The sequence below is a fragment of the Streptomyces sp. NPDC031426 genome (assembly GCF_055581585.1).
Genome location: NZ_JBVIJE010000004.1, coordinates 439303 through 463445 on the forward strand (window position 1 = coordinate 439303; position 24143 = coordinate 463445).

Annotated in this window: 23 protein-coding genes; 3 read left to right on the top strand and 20 right to left on the bottom strand. The window is 72.2% G+C overall.

Annotated features, from left to right (window positions below):
• The 8 genes from ACZ5NH_RS10255 to ACZ5NH_RS10290 all read right to left on the bottom strand — a co-directional run.
• On the bottom strand, positions 1-1051 hold a 1051-nt coding region (locus ACZ5NH_RS10255), incomplete at its 3' end, for a S66 family peptidase (protein WP_468774102.1).
• Between the two features lie 52 nt (positions 1052-1103).
• Positions 1104-1463: an MmcQ/YjbR family DNA-binding protein gene (locus ACZ5NH_RS10260; protein ID WP_468774104.1), complete on the bottom strand. Its 360-nt coding sequence runs from the start codon at positions 1461-1463 to the stop codon at positions 1104-1106.
• Complete coding sequence (locus ACZ5NH_RS10265; protein ID WP_468774106.1) at positions 1460-2761, bottom strand: hemolysin family protein; 1302 nt, start codon at positions 2759-2761, stop codon at positions 1460-1462. Before ACZ5NH_RS10265 ends, ACZ5NH_RS10260 begins: the two co-directional genes overlap by 4 nt.
• A gap of 8 nt (positions 2762-2769) precedes the next feature.
• On the bottom strand, positions 2770-3267 hold the full coding sequence (ybeY, locus tag ACZ5NH_RS10270; RefSeq protein ID WP_450984459.1) for an rRNA maturation RNase YbeY: 498 nt from the start codon (positions 3265-3267) through the stop codon (positions 2770-2772).
• Positions 3268-3279: 12 nt separating this feature from the next.
• Positions 3280-4362: a PhoH family protein gene (locus ACZ5NH_RS10275; RefSeq protein WP_388622194.1), complete on the bottom strand. Its 1083-nt coding sequence runs from the start codon at positions 4360-4362 to the stop codon at positions 3280-3282.
• A 141-nt stretch (positions 4363-4503) separates the two neighbouring features.
• Entirely contained in the window at positions 4504-5661 is a 1158-nt protein-coding gene (locus tag ACZ5NH_RS10280) for a carbohydrate kinase family protein (protein ID WP_468774109.1), read from the bottom strand.
• Positions 5662-5725: 64 nt separating this feature from the next.
• Positions 5726-7015 (bottom strand): glucarate dehydratase family protein, encoded by a 1290-nt coding sequence (locus ACZ5NH_RS10285; protein ID WP_468774111.1) that lies wholly within the window; start codon positions 7013-7015, stop codon positions 5726-5728.
• Complete coding sequence (locus tag ACZ5NH_RS10290; protein ID WP_468774112.1) at positions 7012-7968, bottom strand: 5-dehydro-4-deoxyglucarate dehydratase; 957 nt, start codon at positions 7966-7968, stop codon at positions 7012-7014. Before ACZ5NH_RS10290 ends, ACZ5NH_RS10285 begins: the two co-directional genes overlap by 4 nt.
• Before the next feature lie 216 nt (positions 7969-8184).
• Between ACZ5NH_RS10290 and ACZ5NH_RS10295 the strand changes: the two genes are divergently transcribed.
• Positions 8185-9447, top strand: a complete 1263-nt coding sequence (locus ACZ5NH_RS10295) for an MFS transporter (RefSeq protein ID WP_468774114.1) — start codon at positions 8185-8187, stop codon at positions 9445-9447.
• On the opposite strand, the gene ACZ5NH_RS10300 is transcribed toward ACZ5NH_RS10295, so the two are convergent.
• The 10 genes from ACZ5NH_RS10300 to hrcA all read right to left on the bottom strand — a co-directional run bounded on the left by ACZ5NH_RS10300 (position 9399) and on the right by hrcA (position 20486).
• A complete protein-coding gene (locus tag ACZ5NH_RS10300; protein ID WP_468774116.1) occupies positions 9399-10403 on the bottom strand; it encodes an adenosine deaminase in 1005 nt (334 codons plus the stop codon). The two genes, ACZ5NH_RS10295 and ACZ5NH_RS10300, sit on opposite strands and share 49 nt — an antisense overlap.
• Before the next feature lie 20 nt (positions 10404-10423).
• Positions 10424-11329, bottom strand: coding sequence for a ribonuclease Z (locus ACZ5NH_RS10305; protein WP_468774118.1), 906 nt, complete (start codon positions 11327-11329; stop codon positions 10424-10426).
• 6 nt (positions 11330-11335) lie between these two features.
• A complete protein-coding gene (locus ACZ5NH_RS10310) occupies positions 11336-11689 on the bottom strand; it encodes a histidine triad nucleotide-binding protein (RefSeq protein ID WP_388622208.1) in 354 nt (117 codons plus the stop codon).
• Positions 11690-11738: 49 nt separating this feature from the next.
• The gene (locus tag ACZ5NH_RS10315; protein ID WP_468774121.1) at positions 11739-14933 is read right to left on the bottom strand and encodes a S41 family peptidase; all 3195 of its coding nucleotides are present in this window, start codon (positions 14931-14933) and stop codon (positions 11739-11741) included.
• A 46-nt stretch (positions 14934-14979) separates the two neighbouring features.
• A complete protein-coding gene (locus ACZ5NH_RS10320; protein ID WP_468774123.1) occupies positions 14980-15486 on the bottom strand; it encodes a hypothetical protein in 507 nt (168 codons plus the stop codon).
• A 459-nt stretch (positions 15487-15945) separates the two neighbouring features.
• Entirely contained in the window at positions 15946-16338 is a 393-nt protein-coding gene (locus ACZ5NH_RS10325) for a VOC family protein (protein WP_468774125.1), read from the bottom strand.
• A 15-nt stretch (positions 16339-16353) separates the two neighbouring features.
• Entirely contained in the window at positions 16354-17106 is a 753-nt protein-coding gene (locus ACZ5NH_RS10330; RefSeq protein ID WP_468774127.1) for a 16S rRNA (uracil(1498)-N(3))-methyltransferase, read from the bottom strand.
• On the bottom strand, positions 17103-18221 hold the full coding sequence (locus ACZ5NH_RS10335) for a nitronate monooxygenase (RefSeq protein WP_468774129.1): 1119 nt from the start codon (positions 18219-18221) through the stop codon (positions 17103-17105). Before ACZ5NH_RS10335 ends, ACZ5NH_RS10330 begins: the two co-directional genes overlap by 4 nt.
• A 111-nt stretch (positions 18222-18332) precedes the next feature.
• Positions 18333-19469, bottom strand: coding sequence for a molecular chaperone DnaJ (gene dnaJ / locus ACZ5NH_RS10340; RefSeq protein ID WP_388622220.1), 1137 nt, complete (start codon positions 19467-19469; stop codon positions 18333-18335).
• A complete protein-coding gene (gene hrcA / locus ACZ5NH_RS10345; RefSeq protein ID WP_450984474.1) occupies positions 19470-20486 on the bottom strand; it encodes a heat-inducible transcriptional repressor HrcA in 1017 nt (338 codons plus the stop codon).
• Between the two features lie 172 nt (positions 20487-20658).
• Here hrcA and ACZ5NH_RS10350 point away from each other — a divergent pair, with 172 nt between their 5' ends.
• Entirely contained in the window at positions 20659-21381 is a 723-nt protein-coding gene (locus ACZ5NH_RS10350; RefSeq protein ID WP_468774131.1) for an MBL fold metallo-hydrolase, read from the top strand.
• 34 nt (positions 21382-21415) lie between these two features.
• Positions 21416-22234, top strand: coding sequence for a DUF3097 domain-containing protein (locus tag ACZ5NH_RS10355; RefSeq protein ID WP_451551282.1), 819 nt, complete (start codon positions 21416-21418; stop codon positions 22232-22234).
• Here the strand turns inward: ACZ5NH_RS10355 and ACZ5NH_RS10360 are convergent.
• Together ACZ5NH_RS10360 and hemW are read right to left on the bottom strand one after the other, a co-directional pair.
• Positions 22212-22790 (bottom strand): Uma2 family endonuclease, encoded by a 579-nt coding sequence (locus ACZ5NH_RS10360; RefSeq protein ID WP_468774237.1) that lies wholly within the window; start codon positions 22788-22790, stop codon positions 22212-22214. The genes ACZ5NH_RS10355 and ACZ5NH_RS10360 overlap by 23 nt on opposite strands.
• Positions 22791-22889: 99 nt before the next feature.
• Positions 22890-24122, bottom strand: coding sequence for a radical SAM family heme chaperone HemW (gene hemW, locus ACZ5NH_RS10365; RefSeq protein WP_468774133.1), 1233 nt, complete (start codon positions 24120-24122; stop codon positions 22890-22892).
• Between the last annotated feature and the right edge of the window lie 21 nt (positions 24123-24143).

The window sequence follows — 24143 nt, forward strand, 5'->3', positions numbered from 1 at the left end:
CCTCCCCCCCCCCCGCCCCCCCCCGCCCCACCCCTCCCCACCCCCCCCTCCCCCCCCCCCCCCCCCCCCCCCCCCCCCCCCCCCCCCCCGCGCCGTTGACCAGGGGGAGGTAGGGGGCGACATGCCCGCACTCGACATCGGCGACGATCGGCACCCCGAGCGGACCGAGCGCGTCGAGCACGGCCTCGTGCTGGGTGAGGGTGGGGCTGTCGGGGGCGTGGGTACGGCCGACGAGGACGGCGGCGGCCCGGTCGAAGAAGCCGGCGAGACGCAGGCCGTGCAGGTGGCGGCAGATGGTGAACGCGTTGTCCTCGCAGGCCTCGACATAGACGAGCAGCGGCTCGTCCCCGGCGAACCGCGAGACGTCGAGGTACGGGGTGCCGGCGAGGTGACCGACGGTCTCGATGCAGCCGCCGATCAGCCGGCCCTCGACCTCCACGTCCCCGTCGCCGTCGAGCCGCGTCCAGGTGCCCTCCGCGTCCAGGGTGAGGTCGCGGATCTCCGGGTGCCCGACCCAGTCGTCCCAGCGGGCGGACCGGTACCGGCCGGGCGGCGTCTGCGCGAACGGCTCCCCCTGCGGTGCCGCCACGATGTCCAGCCAGGACCTGAGACCCTCGGGCGTCCGGTAGGGGGTGTCCATGAGGTTGTTGCCGTGCACGGTCGCGACCCCGGTGAGCAGGGTCAGCGGCGTGATGATCGTGGACATGTCCGAGTAGCCGACGACCCAGGTCGGCTCGGCCCGCCGGATCGCCTCGAAGTCGAGCAGCGGCAGCAGATCGATCGCCGTCTCCCCGCCCCAGGGAGGCACCACGGCCCGGATCGTCGGGTCGGTCAGCATCCCGGTCAGCTCGGCCGCGCGCTCGGCGGCCGGCGCGCTGAGGTGCGTCGAGCCGTCCATGCACCGGCCGACGACCACCTCGTATCCGCGCTCCTCCAGGTCCCGCACCGCGAGGTCGAGGCGCGCTCGCATCTTCCCGGCCACCCCGCTGGACGGGGAGGTCACCCCTATACGGTCACCGGGGCGCAGGGGGCGTGGATATCGAGTCGTCATGCGCCGGATTCTGACAGGGGGTCAGCGGGTTCCGGCAACGGATTTACGGCTCCTACGGCCGGTCCAGCCGCAGCCGCTCCGCCCGCGGCAGCCCGGCGACGACGAGGTCGTACGAGTCCTCGATCAGCTCTTTCACCAGGCGCGCGGGCAGCCCGCCGTCGACCGTCACGGTGTTCCAGTGCCGCTTGTTCATGTGATACCCGGGGACGATCAGCCCCTCGTGCTCGGTGCGCAGCCGGACCGCGTCCTCCGGGTCGCACTTGAGGTTGACCGTCAGGGGCCGCGCGTCCAGCCGCGTCAGGGCGAACAGCTTGCCCCGGACCTTGAAGACGGACGTCTCCGGACTGAACGGGAAGTCCTCCACCGCCGCGTTGAAGGACAGGCAGAAGGCGCGCAGCTCTTGCGGGGTCACTCGGCCTTCTCCTCCTGAGCGGGGGGTGCGGGCACGGGCTCCACCAGCACCGTCACGATCTTGTTCCGGCGACCGGACGCCGCCTCCGCCGTCAGCCGCAGGACGCGCGCGTCGGGCAGTTCGACCTCGGCGGACGCGCCCGCGATGGGCACCCGGCCGAGCGCCTTGGCGAGCAGCCCGCCGACGGTCTCCACGTCCTCGTCGTCGTACTCCTCCAGGCCGTACAGCTCGCCGAGGTCGGTGATGTCCAGGCGGGCCGTGACCCGGAAGCGGTCGTCGCCGAGGTCCTCGACCGGCGGGAGTTCCCGGTCGTACTCGTCGGTGATCTCGCCGACGATCTCCTCCAGGATGTCCTCGATGGTGACGATGCCGGCGGTGCCGCCGTACTCGTCGATGACGACGGCGACGTGGTTGCGTTCCTTCTGCATCTCGCGCAGCAGGTCACCGGCGTTCTTGGTGTCCGGCACGAAGGCGGCGGGCCGCATGGCGGTGGAGACCAGGTCGCCCTCCGCCTCCCGGTTGATGTGGGTCTTGCGGACCAGGTCCTTCAGATACACGATCCCGACGATGTCGTCCTCGCTCTCGCCGGTGACCGGGATCCGGGAGAACCCGGAGCGCAGGGCGAGGGTGAGGGCCTGCCGGATGGTCTTGAAGCGCTCGATGGTGACCAGGTCGGTGCGCGGCACCATGACCTCGCGGACGAGCGTGTCGCCGAGCTCGAAGACCGAGTGCACCATGCGGCGCTCCTCGTCCTCGATCAGCGACTCCTTCTCGGCGAGGTCGACCAGCGCCCGCAGCTCGGCCTCGGAGGCGAACGGCCCGCGCCGGAAGCCCTTGCCCGGGGTGAGGGCGTTGCCGATGAGGATGAGCAGCGACGGGATCGGCCCCATGATCCTGGCCAGCGGCAGCAGCACGTACGCCGCCGCCGTCGCGGTGTTCACGGGGTGCTGGCGGCCGATGGTGCGTGGCGACACCCCCACGGCCACGTACGACACCAGGACCATGACCCCGATGGCGACCAGCAGCGCCTGCCAGGTGGCGCTGAACGCCTCCAGGCAGGCGTAGGTGACCAGGGCCGCCGCCGCCATCTCGCAGGCGACGCGGACCAGCAGGGCCACGTTCAGATAGCGGGTGGGGTCGGCGGCGACCTGGGCGAGTTTCGCGCTGCCGCGGCGGCCGGACTTGACGGCCTCCTCGGCGCGGAAGCTGGAGATCCGGGCGAGGCCGGCCTCCGCGCAGGCGGCGAGCCAGGCGACGACGACCAGCGCGATGGCGCCGATCACGATCTGCGGACTCATGGATGTGCTTATGAGACGGTCGGCGCCGGGGAGGGCCCGGTCAGCCCGTGCTCGGCGCGCCATCCGTCCACGATGGCGGCCTGGAGCCCGAACATCTCGGCCTTCTCGTCCGGCTCCTCGTGGTCGTAGCCGAGCAGATGCAGCACGCCATGGACGGTGAGCAGCTGGAGCTCCTCGTCCATGGAGTGCTGCGTCTCGGCTTCCGCCCCCTGCTTGGCGGCGACCTCCGGGCACAGCACGATGTCGCCGAGCAGCCCCTGCGGCGGCTCTTCGTCGTCCTTGGACGGCGGGCGCAGCTCGTCCATCGGGAACGACATGACATCGGTGGGGCCCGGCAGGTCCATCCACTGGATGTGCAGCTGCTCCATGGCGTCGGCGTCCACGACGATCACCGAGAGCTCGGAGAGCGGGTGGATGCGCATCCGCGCGAGTGCGTAGCGGGCGATGTCGAGGATCGCCTGCTCGTCGACCTCGGTGCCGGACTCGTTGTTGACGTCGATCGACATGGTCGTGCTGGTCTACTTCCCCTTGGTGCCCTTGGCGCCGGGCTTGCCACGGCCGCCCTTGTGGGTGCCGTTCTCGGTGCCGTACTTGCTGTCGTATTGCTCGTACGCGTCGACGATACGGCCCACCAGCTTGTGCCGTACGACATCGTGGGAAGACAGTCGGGAGAAGTGGACGTCCTCGACGCCCTCCAGGATCTCCTGCACCTGCCGCAGACCGCTCTTGGTGCCGTTCGGCAGGTCGACCTGGGTCACGTCACCCGTGATCACGATCTTCGAGTCGAAGCCGAGGCGGGTGAGGAACATCTTCATCTGCTCGGGGCTCGTGTTCTGGGCCTCGTCCAGGATGATGAAGGCGTCGTTGAGGGTCCGGCCGCGCATGTACGCGAGCGGCGCGACCTCGATCGTCCCCGCTGCCATCAACCGCGGAATGGAGTCCGGGTCGATCATGTCGTGCAGCGCGTCGTACAGCGGGCGCAGGTAGGGGTCGATCTTCTCGTAGAGCGTGCCCGGCAGAAACCCGAGCCGCTCTCCCGCCTCCACCGCCGGCCGGGTGAGGATGATCCGGTTGACCTGCTTGGACTGCAGGGCCTGTACGGCCTTGGCCATGGCCAGGTAGGTCTTGCCGGTACCGGCGGGTCCGATGCCGAAGACGATCGTGTGCTTGTCGATCGCGTCGACGTACCGCTTCTGGTTGAGGGTCTTGGGGCGGATGGTGCGGCCCCGCGAGGACAGGATGTTCTGCGTCAGCACCTGAGCCGGGGTCTCGGGGCCGTCGCTCGTCCCGTTCTCGCTCGCCTTGAGCATGGCGATCGAGCGTTCCACTGCGTCCTCCGTCATCGGCTGCCCGGTGCGGAGCACCAGCATCATCTCGTCGAACACGCGCGAAATGAGAGCGACGTCGGCGGGATCGCCGACCGCGCTGATCTCATTGCCCCGGACATGTATGTCGGCCCCCGGGAAGGCCCTCTCGATCACACGCAGGAGGGAGTCGCCGGAACCCAGCACGGTCACCATGGGGTGCTGGGCGGGGACGGTGAACTGTGCTCTCGCCTGCTCCTGCGCGGGGGTGGTGTGAGCTGTGGGTGTCTGTGTCATGGGCCGGCGCTGAAGGCCTGCGCTTCCTCCTCGTCACGGCCGCGTAGCTGAGGGCGGCCTCGCGATTCCAGGGTACGACGGTGCACAGACAAGCCCGTAGGGCTTTTCGAACGGGGGGCCGCCCGGCAGCGGGGGCCGCGCTCAGCCGGACCGGCGGAACCCGATGGTCGGGACGGCGCGGCGCAACGGCCACGGGCGGTCCAGTTCCTCCGGGACGAGCGCGTCAAGGAAGCCGTACCTGCGCAGCGCCGCGGGATCCTGCCCCGGCACCGACTGGACCCGCCGCCACCACGCCCCGACCTCCGACCACCCCGGCGCCGACAGGGACCCCCCGAACTCCTGCACCGACAGGGCCGCCGTGAGCCCGGCGAAGGCCAGCCGGTCCGCCAGCGGCCACCCCGCCAGCGACCCCGTCACGAACCCGGCGACGAAGACGTCCCCCGCCCCGGTCGGATCCAGCGCCTCCACGGCGATCGCCGGCACCTCCGCCGCCTCCCCCGTCCGCCGGTCCACGGCGTAAGCCCCCTCCGACCCCAGCGTCACCACGGCCACCGGCACATACTCGGTCAGGGCGTGCGCGGCGACCCGCGGACAGTCGGAGCCGGTGTACCGCTTCGCCTCCTCCGCGTTCGGCAGGAACGCCTCGCAGTGCGCCAGATCGGCGAGCCCGGCGAGATCCCACGCCCCGGTGTCGTCCCAGCCGACGTCGGCGAAGATCCGGGTCCCCTCCCGCGCGGCCTCGGCGATCCACGGCGCACGCGCACCGGGGGTCAGTGAGGCCACGGCGGCACGCGCGCGGGGCGGGCGGTGCGCGGCACCCTCCTGGAGGAGCACGGCCTCCGGGGGCGGCTGGTGCCCGTGGGACACCATGGTCCGCTCGCCCTCGTACGCCATGGACACCGTCACCGGCGAGTGCCAGCCGGGCACGGTCCGTGACCCCGACAGATCGATGCCCTCGCCCTGTGCGAGCGCGTCCCAGCAGTACTCGCCGTAGTGGTCGTCCCCGAAGGCCGCCGCCAGGGAGGTCTTCAGACCGAGCCGGGCCAGGGCCGTGGCCATGTTGGCGACCCCGCCGGGGCTGGAGCCCATGCCCCGGGCCCAGGACTCGGTGCCGCGCACGGGCGCCGAGTCCAGGCCGGTGAAGATGATGTCGAGGAAGACGGTGCCCGTCAGATAGACGTCCCAGGGCGGATCGCCGGGCCGGCGCAGCGCGGCGAGCGGGTCGACCTGGGCCTGACAGCGCGCGGCTTGGGTGAGGTGTTCCGGTTCCTCTCCGGTGATCGTGTGCGACGGGGTCACGGTGCGCTCCCTGGCGTGGTGCGGATCTGGCCAGTGTGCACCAATCACCCCGCCGCACAGGGGGTTACCAGCGGGGCATCACCGGGTGCCGCCAGCCGGGTTCGGCCACCCGCATCGCGGCCGCGTCGTCGCGGTCGCGCAGCGAGCCGTCGTCCTCGGCCCAGCGCCGGTGCAGCCGGGCCAGCTCGTCCCGGTCGAGCTCGACCCCGAGGCCGGGGGCGTCGGAGACCTCGGCCTTCCCGGCCCGGAACGCCGGACGCTCGGTGAGGACGTCCTCGGACTGCCAGGGATAGTGGGAGTCGCACGCGTGGTGAAGCCCGGGGACCGTGGCCGCGACCTGGGTCATCGCCGCGAGGCTGATGCCGAGATGGGTGTTGGAGTGCATCGACACCCCGACCCCGAAGGCAGCGCAGATCGCGGCGAGCCGCTGGGTGTTGCGCAGCCCGCCCCAGTAGTGGTGGTCGGAGAGGACCACCTGCACGGCATCGCGCGTGAAGGCCTCCCTGATCTCCCCGAAGGTGGTCACGCACATGTTCGTGGCGAGCGGGACATCCGTCCCCGCCGACACCTCGGCCATCGCCGGAGTGCCCAGCGTCGGGTCCTCCAGGTACTCCAGGACGTCCCCGAGTTCCTTCGCCACCTTCAGCGAGGTCCCGACCGACCAGGCGCCGTTGGGGTCGAGGCGCAGCGGATGGCCGGGGAAGGCCTCGGCCAGGGCCCGTACCGCGGCGATCTCCTGGTCGGGCGGGAAGACGCCGCCCTTGAGCTTGAACGAGGTGAAGCCGTGCCGCTCCTCGAACAGCCGCGCCTGGGCCACGACTCCGGCCGGGTCGAGAGCGGCCCCCCAGTCGTCCTGCTCGCAGGACACGCCCTCCGGATGGCCGGCCCACTTGTAGAACAGGTAGGCGCTGTACTCGACGGCGTCCCGCACCTTGCCGCCGAGCAGTGCGTGCACGGGCAGCCCGAGCGCCTTGCCCTGGGCGTCCAGGCAGGCGACCTCGAAGGCGGACAGCACCGACAGCCGGAGCTTGTCGGCGCTCTGCACCCCGCGCAGCCCGCCGGCGTCGACCTGTCCCTCGACCCGGGACTCGTCCACGCCGAGGTCGATCTCGAACAGTCCGTTCACATCCATGACCGAACGGCCGGTGAGTCGCTGAGCCAGGGAGCGGGCCGGTTCCAGGTACTTGGTGTCGCCGTAGGTCTCGCCGAGCCCGGTGATCCCGTCGGCGGTGACGATCTCCACGATCAGCCGCGGGGTGTACGGCTGGTGCACGCCCTGGGTGTTGAGCAGCGGCGGGTCGGCGACCAGGATCGGCGTCAGCCGCACCTCGGCGATGGTCAGGTCACGGGTCACAGGGAGGCTCCTACGAGGTCGAGTCCGGCGGTGAGCAGGGCCTTGAGGTCGGTGAGGTCGGCGGGCGCGGGGTCGGTGAGCGGGGCGCGCACGGGTCCGACGCGCTGTCCGCGCAGCCGTGCCGCCGCCTTCACGAGGGACACGGCGTATCCGGGGGCGCGGTCGCGGAGTTCGACGAACGGCACGTAGAAGTCCCGCAGCAGCTTGTCGGCGGTCCCGTGGTCGGCGTCCCGCAGGGCCGCGAAGAAGGCGCCGGCGATCTCCGGGGCGAAGGCGTGCACGGCGGAGGAGTAGGCGGGGACGCCGACGGTGGCGTAGGCGCGGGCCTGGATCTCGGCGGTGGCGGCGCCGTTGAAGAAGAGGAAGCCGTCGGGGGCGGCGAGGGTGAGGCGCTGGAGCCGGTCTAGGTCGCTGCGACCGTCCTTGAGGCCGATGACGTTCGGGATGCGCGCGATGCGCCGCAAGGAGTCGGCCGTATAGGCGACTTGGCCGCGCTGGTAGGCGATCAGCGGCAGCCGGGTGCGTTCGGCGAGCCGCTCCAGCTGGGCGGCGAGGCCGTGCTGCGGGGCGTCGACCAGGTAGTGCGGCAGCACGAGCAGGGCGTCGGCGCCGGCCTCCTCGGCGATCCGTGCGAACCGGGCGGCCTGCGCCCAGCCGTACCCGGTCCCGGCCACGACCGGAACCCTTCCTGCCGCTTCCTCGACGGCGGTGGCGACGACGGTCCGGTACTCCTCCTCGTCCAGCGAGAAGAACTCCCCCGTGCCGCAGGCCGGGAAGACGGCGCCGGGCCCGGCGGCGAGCCGGTCGGCGACATGGGCGCGGAAGCCACCGGGATCGAGGGAGCCGTCGTCGTGGAACGCGGTGAGCGGGAAGGACAGCACCCCGCGCGCCATCCCCTCTCGCAGTCGCCGCGCCACACCCTCGGGACTCGGATCGCCGCCCACCCGGATCATCTCCCCTTATGAATAGCGTCTACATATGCGAACGCAGCTTAGCGCCTCTTACCCTGACGCCTACCGCACAAACCGAAAAGTGACGCAGATCGCACCCCCGGCCCTTCTTCCGGAAACCGCGTGCTTGGTACAACTTCCTCGGATGTTCCTGTCCGTCGACAGGCGTCGCCCTCCTCCCCCCTGCACGCCCCTCCTTTCGCCTGCCCTGGAACGCCCGTGCCCGCCCCCCGCTCCATGCCCTGGCCCCTCGTCGCCCTTTTCACGGCCGGGTATCTCGCGCCCTATCTGCTGCCGACCATCGTCGGCCGGCTCGATTCCGCGCTTCCGCTCAACCCCACCCAGGCCGGGGCGATCGGCAGTGCGCTGCTGCTGAGTTCGGCGGCGGCGGGCTTCCTGCTGGCCTCCCGGGTCGACCGGATCGGCCCCCGCACGCTCGCCCGGCTCGGCCTCGCGCTCGCCGTCCTCGGCTACGGCGGAGCCGCCCTCACGGCCTTCGTACCGGCCGTGGTCGCGGGCGCGGTCGTCGGCGGCTTCGGCTCCGGCACGGTCACGGCGGTCGCCGCGAGCGGCATCGCCGCGATGGGGGTCCCGCCGCGCGAGGACGTTCGAGCGTGGGGGAGCGATCCGCACCGGGTCACCACGCTCGGCCTGCTCGGCGTCTCCGCCCTCGCCGGCGCCCTGTATCTGACGATCCCCCACCTCGGCCCCGGCCATGGTCTGCCCCTCGCGGCCATCGCGCTCACCGCGCTCGCGGTCCTCCCGCTCACCGGCCGCCTGCCCGGTCGTACCGCACCGGCCCGTGGGACCGCCGGGTACGGCCGGCTCCCCCGCCCCCGCGCCGGGCTGCTGCTGGCCGCCGCCATGCCCTGCTGGTCCCTCGCCCAGAACTCCCTCTGGGGCGTCAGCGGCCGGATCGGGCTCGACCAGGCCCACCTCAGCGAGGTCACCGTCGGCGCGGTGTTCGCGATCGCGCTCGGCGCCGGACTCGTCGGGGTCCTCGGCGCGGGGGCGCTCGGCCCCCGGCTGGGCCGGGCGGTACCCGTCGGCGCCGGTACGGCACTGATCGCGGGCTGCATCGCGCTCAGCGCGTCCGCGACCGACCTCACGGCCTTCGCGGCGGGCGAGATCTCCTGGAACCTGGTCTACCCCGTCGTCCTGTCGTACGTCATCGGCCTCGCCGCCTCCCTCGACCCGCGGGGCCGCTGGGCGGTCCTGGTCGGCTCGGCGGCGTCACTGGGGACGGCGGCGGGACCGCTGGCCGGGAGTGCGCTGGCGGCAGGAGCGGGCTTCCCGGTGATGGGCAAGGTGCTCGGCGCCGGGCTGCTGCTGATCGCCGTACCGATGACGGCGGTGGCGCTGCGGGCGGGCAGGCGGCCCCTGCCGGTGGTGGAAGTGCCGGTGGAGTCGCCCGCCGTGCCCGCCCGGAGCGCCTACGACACGGCGTCGCCGAACTCGTACGCGTCGACCTCGGCGATGTAGCGGGCCCGCCGCTCCTCGTCGTCCTCCAGGAAGGAGGCGAGGAAGGAGTTGCGGGCCAGCTCGCGCAGCCGGCCCTCGGTCAGGCCCAGGGTCTGGTGGACGGCCGCGAAGTTGTCGCCGGCGTATCCGCCGAAGTACGCCGGGTCGTCGGAGTTGACCGTGCACAGCAGGCCGGCGTCGAGCATGGCCGGCAGCGGGTGGCCGGCCAGCGTGTCGACCGTGCGCAGGCGGACGTTGGACAGCGGGCACAGGGTGAGCGGGATCCGCTCCCGCACCAGCCGCTGGACCAGCGCCGGGTCCTCCATGCAGCGCAGCCCGTGGTCGACGCGCTCGACACCGAGCACGTCCAGGGCCTCGGTGATGTACTCCGGCGGCCCCTCCTCACCGGCGTGCGCGACGCGGCGCAGCCCGAGCGCGGCGGCGGCCTCGTACACCTCCCGGAACTTCACCGGCGGATGCCCGACCTCGGCGGAGTCCAGGCCGACACCGGTGATCCGGTCCAGGTACGGCTCGGCCATCTCCAGGGTCAGCAGGGCCGAGTCGGCGGACAGGTCGCGCAGGAAGCACATGATGAGCCTGGTGGAGACGCCGTGGTTCTGCTCAGAGCGGCCCAGCGCCCGCCACAGCCCCTCCACGACCGTGCCCATGGGTACGCCCCGCGCGAGGTGGGCCTGCGGGTCGAAGAAGATCTCCGCGTGCCGCACGCCCTGCGCGGCGGCGCGGGCCAGATAGGCGTCGGCCAGGTCGGCGAAGTCCTGCTCGGTGCGCAGGACGGCCATCAGCTCGTAGTACAGGTTCAGAAAGGACTGGAGGTCCTCGAACTGGTAGGCCTTGCGAAGCTCGTCCGTGTCCGCGTACGGCAGGGTCACGCCGTTGCGGGCGGCCAGCTCGAAGGCCAGCTCCGGCTCCAGGGTGCCTTCGATGTGGAGGTGCAGTTCTGCTTTCGGGAGGGGCATCAAAGCATCGTACGGATCTTCTACCGCCGTTTCGGAACCGCCACCCGCTGCAGGTCGTGCGCCACGGTCAGCTCGCCCTCGAAACCGGCCGCCCGCGCCTGCCGCTCGAACTCCTCCGGTTCCGTGTAGCGCTGGCTGAAGTGGGTGAGGACGAGGTGCCGTACCCCCGCCTGCCGGGCGACGGCGGCGGCCTGCCCGGCGGTCAGGTGACCGTGCTCCACGGCCAGTTCGATGTCCTCGTCCAGGAAGGTCGACTCGATGACGAGCAGGTCGCAGCCCTCCGCGAGCGCGTGCACGCCGTCGCACAGCCGGGTGTCCATGACGAACGCGAACCGCTGCCCGCGCCGCACCTCGCTGACGTCCTCCAGCGTGACCTCCCCCAGCCGGCCCTCGCGCTGCAGCCGGCCGACGTCCGGGCCCTTGATCCCGTGCGCGGCGAGCCGGTCGGGCAGCATACGGCGGCCGTCGGGCTCGATCAGCCGGTAGCCGTAGGACTCGACCGGGTGGGACAGCCTGCGGGCCTCCAGGGTGTACGACGGGGTCACCGCGAGGATGCCGTCGGCGGCGACCGGCGCCTCGGTGATGCCGACCGTCTCCCGGTAGGCCGTGGCGTACCGCAGGCGGTCGAAAAAGCGCTGCCCGGAGCGCGGATAGTGCGCGGTGACCTCGTGCGGCACCTGGTCGAGGTTGATCCGCTGGATGACACCGGCGAGGCCGAGGGAGTGGTCGCCGTGGAAGTGGGTGACGCAGATCCGGTTCAGGTCGTGGGCGGCGACCCCGGCGCGCACCATCTGGCGCTGCGTGCCCTCGCCGGGGTCGAACAGGATGCCCTCGCCGTCCCACCGCAGCAGATAGCCGTTGTGGTTGCGGTGCCGGGTGGGGACCTGGCTGGCGGTGCCGAGGGTCACCAATTCACGTACGGACACGGCTGGTTACCCGGGCGGCCACTGCAGGCCACGGCCGCCGAGGACGTGCGCGTGGGCGTGCCAGACGGTCTGGCCGGCGCCGGAGCCGGTGTTGAAGACGACGCGGTAGCTGTCGAGCTTCTCCTCGTCGGCCACGGCCTGGGTCTCGGCGAGGACGTCGGCGGCGAGTCGCGGTGCCTCGGCGCCGAGGACGGCGGCGTTCTTGTAGTGGGCCTTGGGGATCACCAGGATGTGGGTGGGGGCCTGGGGGTTTATGTCCCGGAAGGCGACGGTGGTGTCCGTCTCGCGGACGATCGTCGCCGGGATGGTGCCCGCGACGATCTTGCAAAACAGGCAGTCGTCCTGCGGTGCTCCGGCCATGCGTGTGCCTCCTCACGCTGGTGATCAATACCGGTGCATCGTAGTCGTATCAGGCCGGCATTCCCGGCGGAGTTTTCGCGGGCCGTTCCTCCAGCGCCGCCAGCGCGAGCCGGATCGCCTCGTCGAGCTGGGTGTCACGGCCCTCCGCCCAGTCCTGCGGCCGCTGTACGACCTCCACGTCCGGGTCCACGCCATGGTTCTCCACGTCCCACCCCACCCCCTCCAGCCACATCGCGTACTTCGGCTGGGTGATCAGGGTGCCGTCGACCAGGTGGTAGCGGCTGTCGATGCCGATGACGCCGCCCCAGGTGCGGGTGCCGACGACCGGGCCGATGCCGAGGGCCTTGATCGCCGCGTTGACGATGTCGCCGTCGGAGCCGGAGAACTCGTTGGCGACGGCGACGACCGGGCCGCGCGGGGCGTCGAGGGGATAGCTGGTGGGGCGCATGCCGCGCGGGAGGTCCCAGCCGATGATGCGGCGGGCCAGTTTCTCCACGACCAGCTGGGAGGTGTGGCCGCCGCGGTTCTCGCGGACGTCGACCACGAGCCCTTCGCGGCCCACCTCCACGCGCAGATCCCGGTGGATCTGGGCCCAGCCGGGTGCCTGCATGTCGGGGACGTGGAGGTAGCCGAGGCGGCCGTCGGAGGCGGCGTGCACGTGGGCGCGGCGGTCGGCGACCCAGGCGTGGTAGCGCAGGGGTTCCTCGTCGGCGATCGGGATGACAACCGTGTGCCGGGGTTCGCCGCCGCCCGCCGGGGAGACGGTCAGCTCCACCGGGTGGCCCGCGGTGCCGACGAGGAGCGGGCCGGGGCCCGTCACCGGGTCGACCGAGTGGCCGGCGACCGCGATGATCGCGTCTCCGGGGCGGACGGCGACGCCGGGCGCGGCGAGCGGGGAGCGGGCGTCCGGGTCGGAGGTCTCCGAGGGGAGGATCCGGTCGATGCGCCAACTGCCGTCCGGGTGGCGGGAGATGTCGGCGCCGAGCAGTCCGTGCCGGGGGCCGCCGCCCCGGCCGCCGGAGGGGATGACGTAGGCGTGCGAGGTGCCGAGTTCGCCGTGCAGCTCCCACAGCAGGTCGACGAGGTCGCTGTGGGTGGCGAGGCGGGCCAGCAAGGGGCGGTAGCGGGCGAGGACGCCGGTCCAGTCGACGCCACCGAGGTCGGGCCGCCAGAAGTGGTCGCGCATCAGCCGGCCGGTCTCGTCGTACATCTGCCGCCACTCGGCGGCCGGGTCGAGGGTCTGCCGGACACGGGCCAGGTCGACGGTGACGCTGGTGTCGCCGTCGTCGTCGGTGCCGGTACGGCGGTCGCTGGGGACCACCCGGAGCCGGTCGTCGGTCCACAGCAGCACACGTTTGCCGTCGCCGCTGACCTCGAAGTGGTCGGCGTCGGAGGCCAGGTGCTCCAGGCGCCGCTGGGCGAGGTCGTAGCGCTGCAGCTCGGTGTGCGGGTCGGGGTCCTCGGGGTGGGCGCGGGCGGTGCCGAGGACGCCCTGCACGGGGTGGCGCAGCCAGAGCACGCCGTCCTTGGCGGCGCGCAGGGTGGAGTAGCGGCCGGCCTCGACCGGGAAGGGGACGATCCGGTCGGCGAGGCCTTCGAGGTCGATGCGGGTGGCGGGGGTGCCCTCGCTGTCGGGGGTCTCGTCCTTGTCCGGGGTCTCGAAGGGGCGGCCGTGGCGCTGCGGGCCGAAGGGCGAGGGGGTGGTGGCGGCGAGGGTGATCAGGTGCGGTCGGGCCCCGACCACGAAGGCGAGGTCGAAGACGTGCTCGTCGTAGACGGGGTCGAAGGCGCGGTTGGAGAGGAAGGCGAGGTGTTTGCCGTCGAGGGTGAAGGCGGGGGCGTAGTCCTGGAAGCGGAGCGGGGTCGCCTCGGTGACCGAGAGGTCGGTGGTGTGGGCGATGCGCAGCTGGGAGAGCGGGCGGGGGCCGGGGTGGGCCCAGGCCAGCCACGCGGAGTCGGGGGAGAAGGCGAGGCCGGAGACCTCGCCGTCGTCGCTGCTGTCGACCTCGCGGACCTCTCCGGTCTCGCGCTCGACGAGCAGCAGCCGGCCGTCGTGCGCGGCCACGGCGGCCCGGCTGCCGTCGGGGGCCATGGCCAGTTCCAGGACCCGGCCGAGTTGTCCGGCGGCGAGCCGGCGCGGGGGCGCGCCGGGCACGGTGCCGGTCGCCGGGGCGAACTCCAGGGCGTCGTCGCCCTCCGCGTCCGTAACCCACACCACCCACTCCTCGCCCTCGGCGCGGAAGGCGCGCGGCATCCGGGCGCGGACCCCGGAGGTGGCGGCGAGGGCGCGGGCGGGCCCGGAGCGGTGGGTGACCCAGTGGATCCCGCCGCGCACGCACACGGCGCTGCCCCGCGCGGTGTGGTCCGGGGCCGCCTCGCCGAACCAGCGGGCGGCGTTCACCGGGCGGGGGCGCAGATCGATCCGGGGCCCGCCGAGGCGCACGTCGAGCCGGCGCGGCTCGGCGCCCTCCAGGTCGTCCAGCAGCCACAGTTCACCGGCGCTGCTGTAGACGACCCGGGTGCCGTCGCCGGAGGCGTGCCGGGCGTAGAAGCCGTCGAGAGGGGTGTGGCGCCGCAGGTCGGAGCCGTCGGCGAGGGAGGAGTAGAGCGCGCCGGTGCCCTCGTGGTCGGACAGGAAGGCGATCCTTTCCCCCACCCACACCGGGCACTCGATGTTCCCGTCGACATCCTCGTGCAGCCGGACGAACTCCCCGTCCCCCGCGCCGTCGATCCACAGCTTGCCCGCCGTACCGCCCCGGTAGCGCTTCCAGTGGGCGGCCTCGCGGCCCATCGGCGCGGACAGCAGCACGGTGGCCGGGCCGAGGGCCACATCGCCGACCGGGCCGTACGGCAGGGTCTCGGCCGGTCCGCCGTCCAGCGGGACGGCATGCGCCCAGCTGTGCCGGAAGCTGTGCCGGCCGTGTGCGCCGAGCGCGAGCACCCGCCCGTCGGCGGTCCAGCCGAGCACCTCGGTACGGCGGTTGCCCCAGTGGGTCAGCCGGTCGGCGGGGCCGCCGTCGACGGGGGCGACATGCACCTCGGGCGCGCCGTCCCGGGTGGAGCTCCAGGCGAGGAAACGTCCGTCGGGTGATATCCGGGGCTTGGTCACCGGCATGTTGTCGGCGCTGACCCGCCAGGCCCTGCCGCCGTCGAGGGGCGCGAGCCATACGTCGTCCTCGGCGACGAAGGTCACCAAGTCGCCGTGTACATGAGGAAATCGGAGATAGGCGGCACCCTGAGTCACCCCGTCACTGTACGCAGCGACGGCTGTGCCTCGCCGGGTATTCCGATCACTTCCCCTCGACGGGCCAGCAGGTGGGGTCGCCCTTGCACCAGATGGTGCGGGTGACGGTGACGGTCACGGTCGGCCTCCCGCCGCCCGGCCGGTAGGTGGGCGGCCGGTACGTCGGTCCGGACGTGGCGGCACAGTCGCCGAGCCCGCTGACGTGGAACACCTGTCTGCCCCCGACCTTGGCGGTCAGATCCCCCCGCACACAGGCGCCGTCGACGGCCTTGGTCACCTTCCCGGTGACCCTGATCTTCCGCCCGTTCTTGGTCTCACCCTGGCAGTCGACGGAGACGACGGTGGTCGCGGACGGCGAGGGCGTCGTCCCGTGCGCCGTCTTGCCGCCGTTGCCGTAGTCGCCGGTGCAGGTGAGCCAACTGACGTCGATGTGCTGCTGCTTGAGCCTGGCCGTCGCGGTGGTGTCGGTGGTGTAGGCGACGGACGCGACACTGAGGTCGTCCGGCTGACACGCCACCATGACCGCGCCGGCCACCACGACGAGCCCGGCCACGGCCACCGCCCTCGTCCCGCGTCTCCCGTACCGAATCCGCCTCAATGCCCGCATGCAGGGCAGAGTGCCACCGGCACGAACGGCACGGAAGGCCACATACGGCCACTCACCCGTTCGGGGAGCGGGTCTCGTAATCTGGCCGGGTGCGCAGTGAACGCAGGCTCAGGCGGCTCGTCCTGCCGGACGGAACCGTTTGCCGGTGGACCGTGCGGCACCGGCATCGGGACGACGGCCCCTGCGCGGAGGTGCTGACGCTGTACCGGGCCGGGCCCCGCACCCGGATCGTGTTCCCGGGTACCGGTGGCGCCTACGGGCACTCCGGCCTGGTCGGCGATGGCCGCGGTCACACCGTCAATCTCCACGAGCCCGGCGTCGTACGAGCCTTCGCGGAGGAGGTAATCCGGCGGCGCCGGGCCTCCGGTGACGTGGACGGGTGGGCCTTGCTGCCCGCGGTCGCCGTCAGCCGCGCAGCAGCAGCCACTCCTGGAGTTCGACCAGGTTGCCCTCCGGGTCCTTGAGGTGGGCGACTCGCATGCGGTCGGTCATGGGGGCCGGGCCGTGGAGGAGGGTGGCGCCGCGGGAGGTGATCTCGGCGCAGTAGGCGTCCAGGTCGTCCACGCGCAGGACGACCAGGGAGCGGTGACCGGTGGCCGTGTCCCCCAGCTCCGCCAGCACCTCGGCCATCATCGCCCGGTCCTGCAACGCGATCCCGGCAGAGCCGGCGTGCGGGCTGAACTTCTCGTACGGCCCCTCGGTCGCCCCGGACTGCGGCTTCAAGCCGAGAACGTCGGCGTAGAAGCGGTAGCAGGCGGCGAAGTCGGTGACCAGGAGCCGGACTTGGGCGCGTTCCACGGTGTCCCCCAGGTGTCAGGACCAGCGGCCGGTGCGGCCCAGCAGCAGGGCCACGGCGGCGGTGCCCGCGGTTGATGTACGCAACACGGTAGGACCGAGGACGTACGCCTTCGCACCCGCCTCCTGAAAGAGCGCCAACTCGTCGCGTGCGACGCCCCCTTCGGGGCCGACGACCAGCACAATCTCGCCCTCGGTGGGCAGTTCGGCGGTCGCCAGCCGCTCACTCGTGTGCTCGAAGTCGGAGTGGAGCACGGCGGCGAAGTCGGCCTTGGCCAGAAGTGCGGCAACCTGCTTGGTGCTTGCCGCGTCCGCGACCTCCGGGAAGCGCAGCCGACGGGACTGCTTGCCTGCCTCACGCGCGGTGGCCCGCCACTTGGCCAGCGCCTTCTGACCCCGGTCGCCCTTCCACTGGGTGATGCACCGGGCGGCCTGCCAGGGCACGATCGCGTCGACCCCGGTCTCCGTCATCGTCTCCACGGCGAGTTCGCCCCGGTCGCCCTTCGGGAGGGCCTGGACCACGGTGATCCGGGGGCTCGGCTCCGGCTCCACCGGGAACTCGAAGGGCTCGACCACCATGTGGTCCTTGCCCGACACGCTGACGACGACCCCGGCCGCGCCCCGCCCCTTGCCGTCCGTCAGCACCACGTTCTCGCCGGGCTGCAGCCGCCGTACCGAGACCGCGTGCCGCCCCTCGGGGCCGTCGACATCGACGACCGAACCGGGGCCCACACCCTCCAGCGAGTCCACGACGAACACCGGCGCGGTCATCGCAGTCCCCCCTTGGCCGACAACGCTGTCCGGGCCGCGTCGAGTTCGGCGGCCAGCACCTCCACCAGCTCCCCGGCGGGCAGCTCGCGGGCCAGCCGGTGCCCCTGCCCCGCCCACAGCGCCATGCCCTGCGCGTCCCCGGCCTTGGCGGCGGCCTTGCGCAGCGGCGAGGTGAGGTGGTGGATCTCCGGGTAGGCGGCGGGGGCGTACGGGCCGTGCTCGCGCAGGAAGCGGTTGACCAGGGCGCGCGCCGGGCGGCCGGAGAAGGCCCGGGTCAACTCGGTGCGCGCGAACAGGGGGTTGGTCAGCGCCTGCTTGTGCACGGCCTGGGCGCCGGACTCGGGGGTGGCGAGGAAGGCGGTGCCCAGCTGGGCCGCGCTCGCGCCGGCCGCGAGGACGGCGGCGATCTGGCTGCCGCGCATGATGCCGCCGGCGGCGACGACCGGGATGCTCACGGCCTCGCGGATCTGCGTGACCAGCGAGAGCAGCCCGATCCCGGCGCCGTCGTTCTCGGGGAGGTCCCGATGGGTGCCCTGGTGGCCGCCCGCCTCCACGCCCTGCGCGATCACCGCGTCCGCCCCGGCCCGCTCGACAGCGCGGGCCTCCTCGGCGGTGGTGGCGGTGACCAGGGTGAAGGTGCCGACGCGGCGCAGGCCGTCGAACACCTCCCGGCTCGGCACTCCGAAGTGGAAGGAGACCACCGGCACCGGGTTGTCGAGGAGTACGGCGAGCTTGGCGTCGTAGCCGTCGTCCCGGCCGCTGTCCGGGTCGCCCAGCTCGGTCTCGTACCAGGCGGCCTCGCCGGCCAACTGATGGGCGTAGACCTCGACGGCGCCGGAAGGGGGCGCGGCGTTGGCCGCTCCGGTGGAGCCGGTGCTCGCACCGGGGTACTCGGACTGGGGCATGAACACGTTCACACCGAAGGGGCGGTTCGTCAGCCCGCGCAGTTGCTTGATGTCCTGGTACATGCCATCGGCGGTCTTGTACCCGGCGGCGAGAAACCCGAGGCCACCGGCCTCGGAGACGGCGGCGGCGAGCTGCGGGACGGAGACACCGCCCGCCATGGGGGCCTGCACGATCGGCTGGGGGAAGAGATCGGTCAGCGCGGAGGACATGACCGCATGTTGTCACGTCCTTTGAACAAGTCCGAATCCGGGCGACCGATGGCATAAACCAATGGCATACGGGGTGCCGAAGCACCCCGTCACACCTCCACCGGCGACGGTTCAGCGCCCGTTGAACGCATCCTTCAGCCGTGAGAACAACCCCTGCTGTCCTGGCTGGAACTGCCCCTGGGGCCGTTCCTCGCCGCGCAGCTTGGCCAGCTCGCGCAGCAGGCGCTCCTGGTCCGGGTCCAGCTTGGTCGGGGTCTGCACCTCGACGTGCACGATCAGGTCACCCCGGCCGCCGCCGCGCAGATGCGTGACGCCCCGGTTGTGCAGCGGGATCGACTGGCCGGACTGGGTGCCGGGCCGGATGTCGACCTCCTCCATGCCGTCCAGCGTCTCCAGCGGCACCTTGGTGCCGAGCGCCGCCGCGGTCATCGGGATGGTGACCGTGCAGTGCAGGTCGTCGCCGCGGCGCTGGAAGGTCTGGTGCGGCAGCTCGTGGATCTCGACGTACAGGTCACCGGCCGGACCGCCGCCCGGCCCGACCTCGCCCTCACCGGCGAGCTGGATCCGCGTGCCGTTGTCGACGCCGGCCGGGATCTTGACGGTGAGCGTGCGGCGGGAGCGGACGCGGCCGTCGCCTGCGCACTCCGGGCACGGGGTCGGCACGACCGTGCCGAAGCCCTGGCACTGCGGGCACGGCCGGGAGGTCATGACCTGGCCCAGGAAGGACCGGGTGACCTGCGAGACCTCACCGCGGCCCCGGCACATGTCACACGTCTGAGCGGTCGTACCGGGCGCAGCGCCCTCACCGTTGCAGGTGTTGCAGACGACCGCGGTGTCGACCTGGATGTCCTTGGTCGTCCCGAAGGCCGCCTCGTGCAGCTCGACCTCGATCCGGATCATCGCGTCCTGGCCGCGCCGGGTGCGCGAGCGCGGGCCGCGCTGCGACGCCGTGCCGAAGAACGCGTCCATGATGTCGGAGAAGTTGCCGAAGCCACCGGCGCCGAAGCCGCCCGCGCCGGCGCCGCCGGACTGCGATAGCGGGTCGCCGCCGAGGTCGTAGACCTGCTTCTTCTGCGGGTCCGACAGCACCTCGTAAGCGGCGTTGATCTCCTTGAACCGCTCCTGCGTCTTCGGATCGGGGTTGACGTCCGGGTGCAGCTCGCGCGCGAGCCGGCGGAACGCCTTCTTGATCTCATCCTGCGACGCGTCGCGGCGCACGCCGAGAACGGCGTAATAGTCCGTGGCCACTTACGACTCCGCCAGGATCTGTCCGACGTACCGTGCCACTGCGCGTACCGCTCCCATCGTTCCCGGATAGTCCATGCGGGTCGGTCCGACCACGCCGAGCTTGGCAACCGCCTCGCCGCCCGAACCGTAGCCGACCGACACCACGGAGGTGGAGTTGAGTCCCTCGTGGGCGTTCTCGTGCCCGATACGCACCGTCACGCCCGGATCCTTCGCCTCGCCGAGGAGCTTGAGGAGCACGACCTGCTCCTCCAGGGCCTCCAGGACGGGCCGGATCGTGAGGGGGAAGTCATGTCCGAAGCGGGTGAGATTGGCGGTACCGCCGATCATCAGCCGCTCCTCGTTCTCCTCGACGAGTGTCTCCAGAAGAGTGGAGAGCACCGTCGAGACCGTACCGCGGTCCTCGGGGTCGAAGGCCTCCGGCAGGTCCTCGACCAGCGTCGGCACATCCGTGAACCGGCGGCCCGCGACCCGGCTGTTCAGCCGCGCGCGCAGATCGGCGAGGGAGGTCTCGCCGAAGGGCGCCGGGCAGTCGACCATCCGCTGCTCGACCCGTCCGGTGTCCGTGATCAGCACGAGCATCACCCGCGCGGGGGCGAGCGAGAGCAGCTCCACGTGCCGCACGGTGGACCGGGTCAGGGACGGGTACTGCACGACGGCGACCTGCCGGGTGAGCTGCGCGAGCAGCCGTACCGTCCGCGCCACGACGTCGTCGAGGTCGACGGCGCCCTCCAGGAAGTTCTGGATCGCCCGCCGCTCGGGCGCGGTCATCGGCTTGACGCCCGCCAGCTTGTCCACGAACAGCCGGTAGCCCTTGTCGGTGGGGATGCGCCCCGCGCTGGTGTGCGGCTGCGCGATGTACCCCTCGTCCTCCAGGGCCGCCATGTCGTTACGGACCGTCGCCGGGGACACGCCGAGGCTGTGCCGCTCGGTCAGGGCCTTCGACCCGACCGGCTCCTCGGTGCCGACGTAGTCCTGGACGATGGCGCGCAGTACCTGCAGCCTGCGTTCACTCAGCACCCGCGCGCACCTCCAGCACGTCGTCCCCTCGGTTCCACTCGGTCCTGCGGTTCGTCCGCCTGGCACTCTTCGCATGCGAGTGCCAGCGTTCCCCGGCCCAGTGTACGGCTGTCGGGTACACCCGGGGCAAGGTCGGTGCGGCGCCGGCGGCTCATGCGGCTAGCGTCACGGTATGACGGTGACTTGGGAAGAGCTGGGGTGGGAACGGCTGGCCGCGGGGGTCGGCCGGTGCCGGCTGCCCGGCTGGGACTGCACGGCCGGGCTGGTCCTCGGGGAGGGAACGGCGCTGATGGTGGACGCCGGCTCCGGCCTGGCCGAGGGCGCGCGGCTGCGGACACAGGCCGAGGAACTGGCCGGCGGCCGTGTGACCCATCTCGCGCTGACCCATCCCCACTTCGACCACGTCCTCGGGGCGGCGGCCTTCGCGGGGGCGGAGGTGTACGGGGCGGTGGGCGTCGACGCGGTGTTCGCCCACGAGCGCGAGGAGCTGCGCCTGGACGCCGTGCGCAACGGACTGCCGGTCGCCGACGCCGACGCGGCGGTGGACGCGCTGGTGTCGCCCCGGCATCCGGTCTCCGGCGAGTGGACGCTGGACCTCGGGGGCGGCCGGCAGGTCCTGCTGGCGAACGTGGGGCCGGGTCACACGGCGCACGATCTGGCCGTACTGATCCCCGGTTCACCGGAGGTCGTCTTCTGCGGCGACCTGGTCGAGGAGTCCGACGAGCCCCAGGCTGGCCCGGACGCGATCCCGTCCCGCTGGCCGGACGCCCTGGACCGGCTCCTGTCCCTGGGCGGCGAGGACGCGCTGTACGTGCCCGGTCACGGAGCGGTGGTGGACGCGGCGTTCGTACGCCGGCAACGCGAGGAGCTGGCGGCGCGTTTCGGCGTGTCGTGAGCGCGGGTCCGCGGCTTCTCCTATCGTCACTCGAATGCGCCAGTACTCCGCCGACCTGACCCCTCCGTGGAAGAAGCAGCAGCCGGTGCCGGAGGTACCGGCGGAGCCGGGCCTGGTGGTGGAGGAGCCCGGCACCGGGTTCTGCGGGGCGGTGATCCGCTGCGAGGCGGGCACGGTGACGCTGGAGGACCGCTTCGGCAAGCACCGGGTGTTCCCGCTGGAGCCGCGGGGCTTTCTGCTGGAGGGGCGTGTGGTGACGCTCGTACGGCCGTCCTCGGCCCCGGCTCCGGTACGGCCCACCCGTACGGCCTCCGGTTCGGTCGCCGTCCCCGGCGCCCGCGCCCGCGTGGCCCGCGCCGGCCGTATCTACGTCGAGGGCCGGCACGACGCCGAGCTGGTCGAGAAGGTGTGGGGCGACGACCTGCGCATCGAGGGCGTGGTCGTGGAGTACCTGGAGGGTGTGAACGACCTGCCGTCGATCGTGTCGTCCTTCGCCCCGGGCCCGGACGCCCGCCTGGGTGTCCTGGTGGACCACTTGGTGCCGGGCACGAAGGAGTGGCGGATCGCGGAGTCGGTGACGAGTGAACACGCGCTGGTGGTCGGCCACCCGTACATCGACATCTGGGAGGCCGTGAAGCCGTCGTCGCTGGGGATCGAGGCGTGGCCGACGGTGCCGAAGGGGCAGGACTGGAAGACGGGGGTGTGCCGGGCGCTGGGCTGGCCGTCGGAGAACACCGGCGCGGTGTGGCAGGCGATCCTGAAGCGGGTGGGGTCCTACAAGGACCTGGAGCCGGAGCTGCTGGGGCGGGTGGAGGAGCTGATCGACTTCGTCACGGGTAGCGGTGGGGCCTGACGTCGGGGTAGGTGCCGAACTCGCTGGTGTCCAGTTCGAGCTCCAGATCCTCCAGCGGCAGCGGCGTCCCGAACTTGGTGATCTGCTGCCTCTGGTAGTCGGCGTGCTCCCCCTTCCCGACGGGCCTCGTCAGCAGGACGCACTGCGCCATGATCGGGTCCAGGATGAGGTAGGCAGGCACCTCGCCGGCGGCGTAGATGGACCGCTTGACTTCGTAGTCCCGCTGGACGCTGGCCTTGGAGACCACCTCGACCACCATCGTGACCAACTGAGACGGCAGCAGACGGCCTGAGTCCGGCGCAACACCACGTTCCACCACCACTAGATCCGGAATGGGCTCGCTGGTCTCATCGGTGATGTCCACGTCCGTCACCTGAAGCCGTTCCCAACGCTTACGCGGGATCTGGTCCACCACGTCCGCCACGATCCGGTTGTGCACCAGATCAGACGTGGCCATCATCACGATTTCCCCCCGGAGAAGTTCGGCCTTGATGCCCTCGGGAGGTTCGAACTCCTCGAAGAACTTGGCAATCCCGCGCTCGTCCACAGCGGTCATCTCCGTGGCCTCCACATCCGCCGCGTCCTTTTGGCGGCAGCCTACGAACCAGGTTAGGGACCGAACCGGCGTTCCGGGGGGATTCACTCGCCAGGGTGATCAGTCCACCAGATCCCGCACCACCGCGTCCGCCAGCAACCGCCCCCGCAGCGTCAGCACGGCCCGCCCCTCCTCGTACGGCCCTTCCTGGAGGAGCCCCTCCGCCAGCGCGCGCCGGGACGCCGCGAGCCCCTCCGCCTTCAGCAAGGACAGCGGCACCCCTTCCCGCAGCCGCAGCTCCAGCAGGATCCGCTCCACGCGCCGGTCCTCGTCGGACAGCAGCTCCCGACCCGCCCCCGGGGAGCGGCCGGAGGCGAGCGCCGCCGCGTACGCCCCCGGATGCTTGACGTTCCACCAGCGCACCCCGCCCACGTGCGAGTGCGCCCCGGGACCCGCGCCCCACCAGTCGGCGCCGCGCCAGTACAACTCGTTGTGCAGGCAGCGGCCCGCCTCCGAGGTGGCCCAGTTGGAGACCTCGTACCAGTCGAAGCCCGCCTTGCTCAGGGTCTCCTCCGCGATCAGGTACCGGTCCGCGTGCACGTCGTCGTCCGTCATCGGGACCTCGCCCCGGCGGATCCGGCGGGCCAGCTGCGTGCCCTCCTCCACGATGAGCGCGTACGCGCTGATGTGGTCCGGTCCGGCCCCGATCGCCGCGTCCAGCGAGGCCCGCCAGTCGTCGTCGCTCTCGCCGGGGGTGCCGTAGATCAGGTCGAGGTTGACGTGCTCGAAGCCCGCCGCCCGGGCCTCCGCGACGCAGGCCTCGGGGCGGCCCGGCGTGTGCGTCCGGTCGAGCACGCGCAGTACGTGCTGCCTCGCGCTCTGCATGCCGAAGGAGATCCGGTTGAAGCCGCCATCCCGGAGCGTGGTCAGGTACGCCGGATCGACCGACTCCGGGTTCGCCTCCGTCGTGATCTCCGCGTCCGGCGCCAGGCCGAACTCGTCGCGGATGGCCCCCAGCATCCGTACGAGGTCGTCCGCGGCCAGCAGCGTGGGCGTACCGCCGCCGACGAACACCGTGCGGACCTGGCGCGGGTCGTCGCCGAGCACCTTCCGGGCGAGCCGGATCTCTTCCGTCAGGGTGTCCGCGTAGTTGTCGCGGGACGCCAGCACGCCTCCCGTGCCGCGCAGCTCGGTGGCGGTGTACGTGTTGAAGTCGCAGTAGCCGCAGCGGGTCGCGCAGTACGGGACGTGCAAGTAGAAGCCGAGCGGGCGGTCGGCCGCCCCGGCGAGCGCCCGCGCGGGCAGCGCGCCGTCGGCGGGGACGGGCTCGCCGTCGGGGAGTGCGGAAGGCATGTACTCCATTGTCCCGTACGG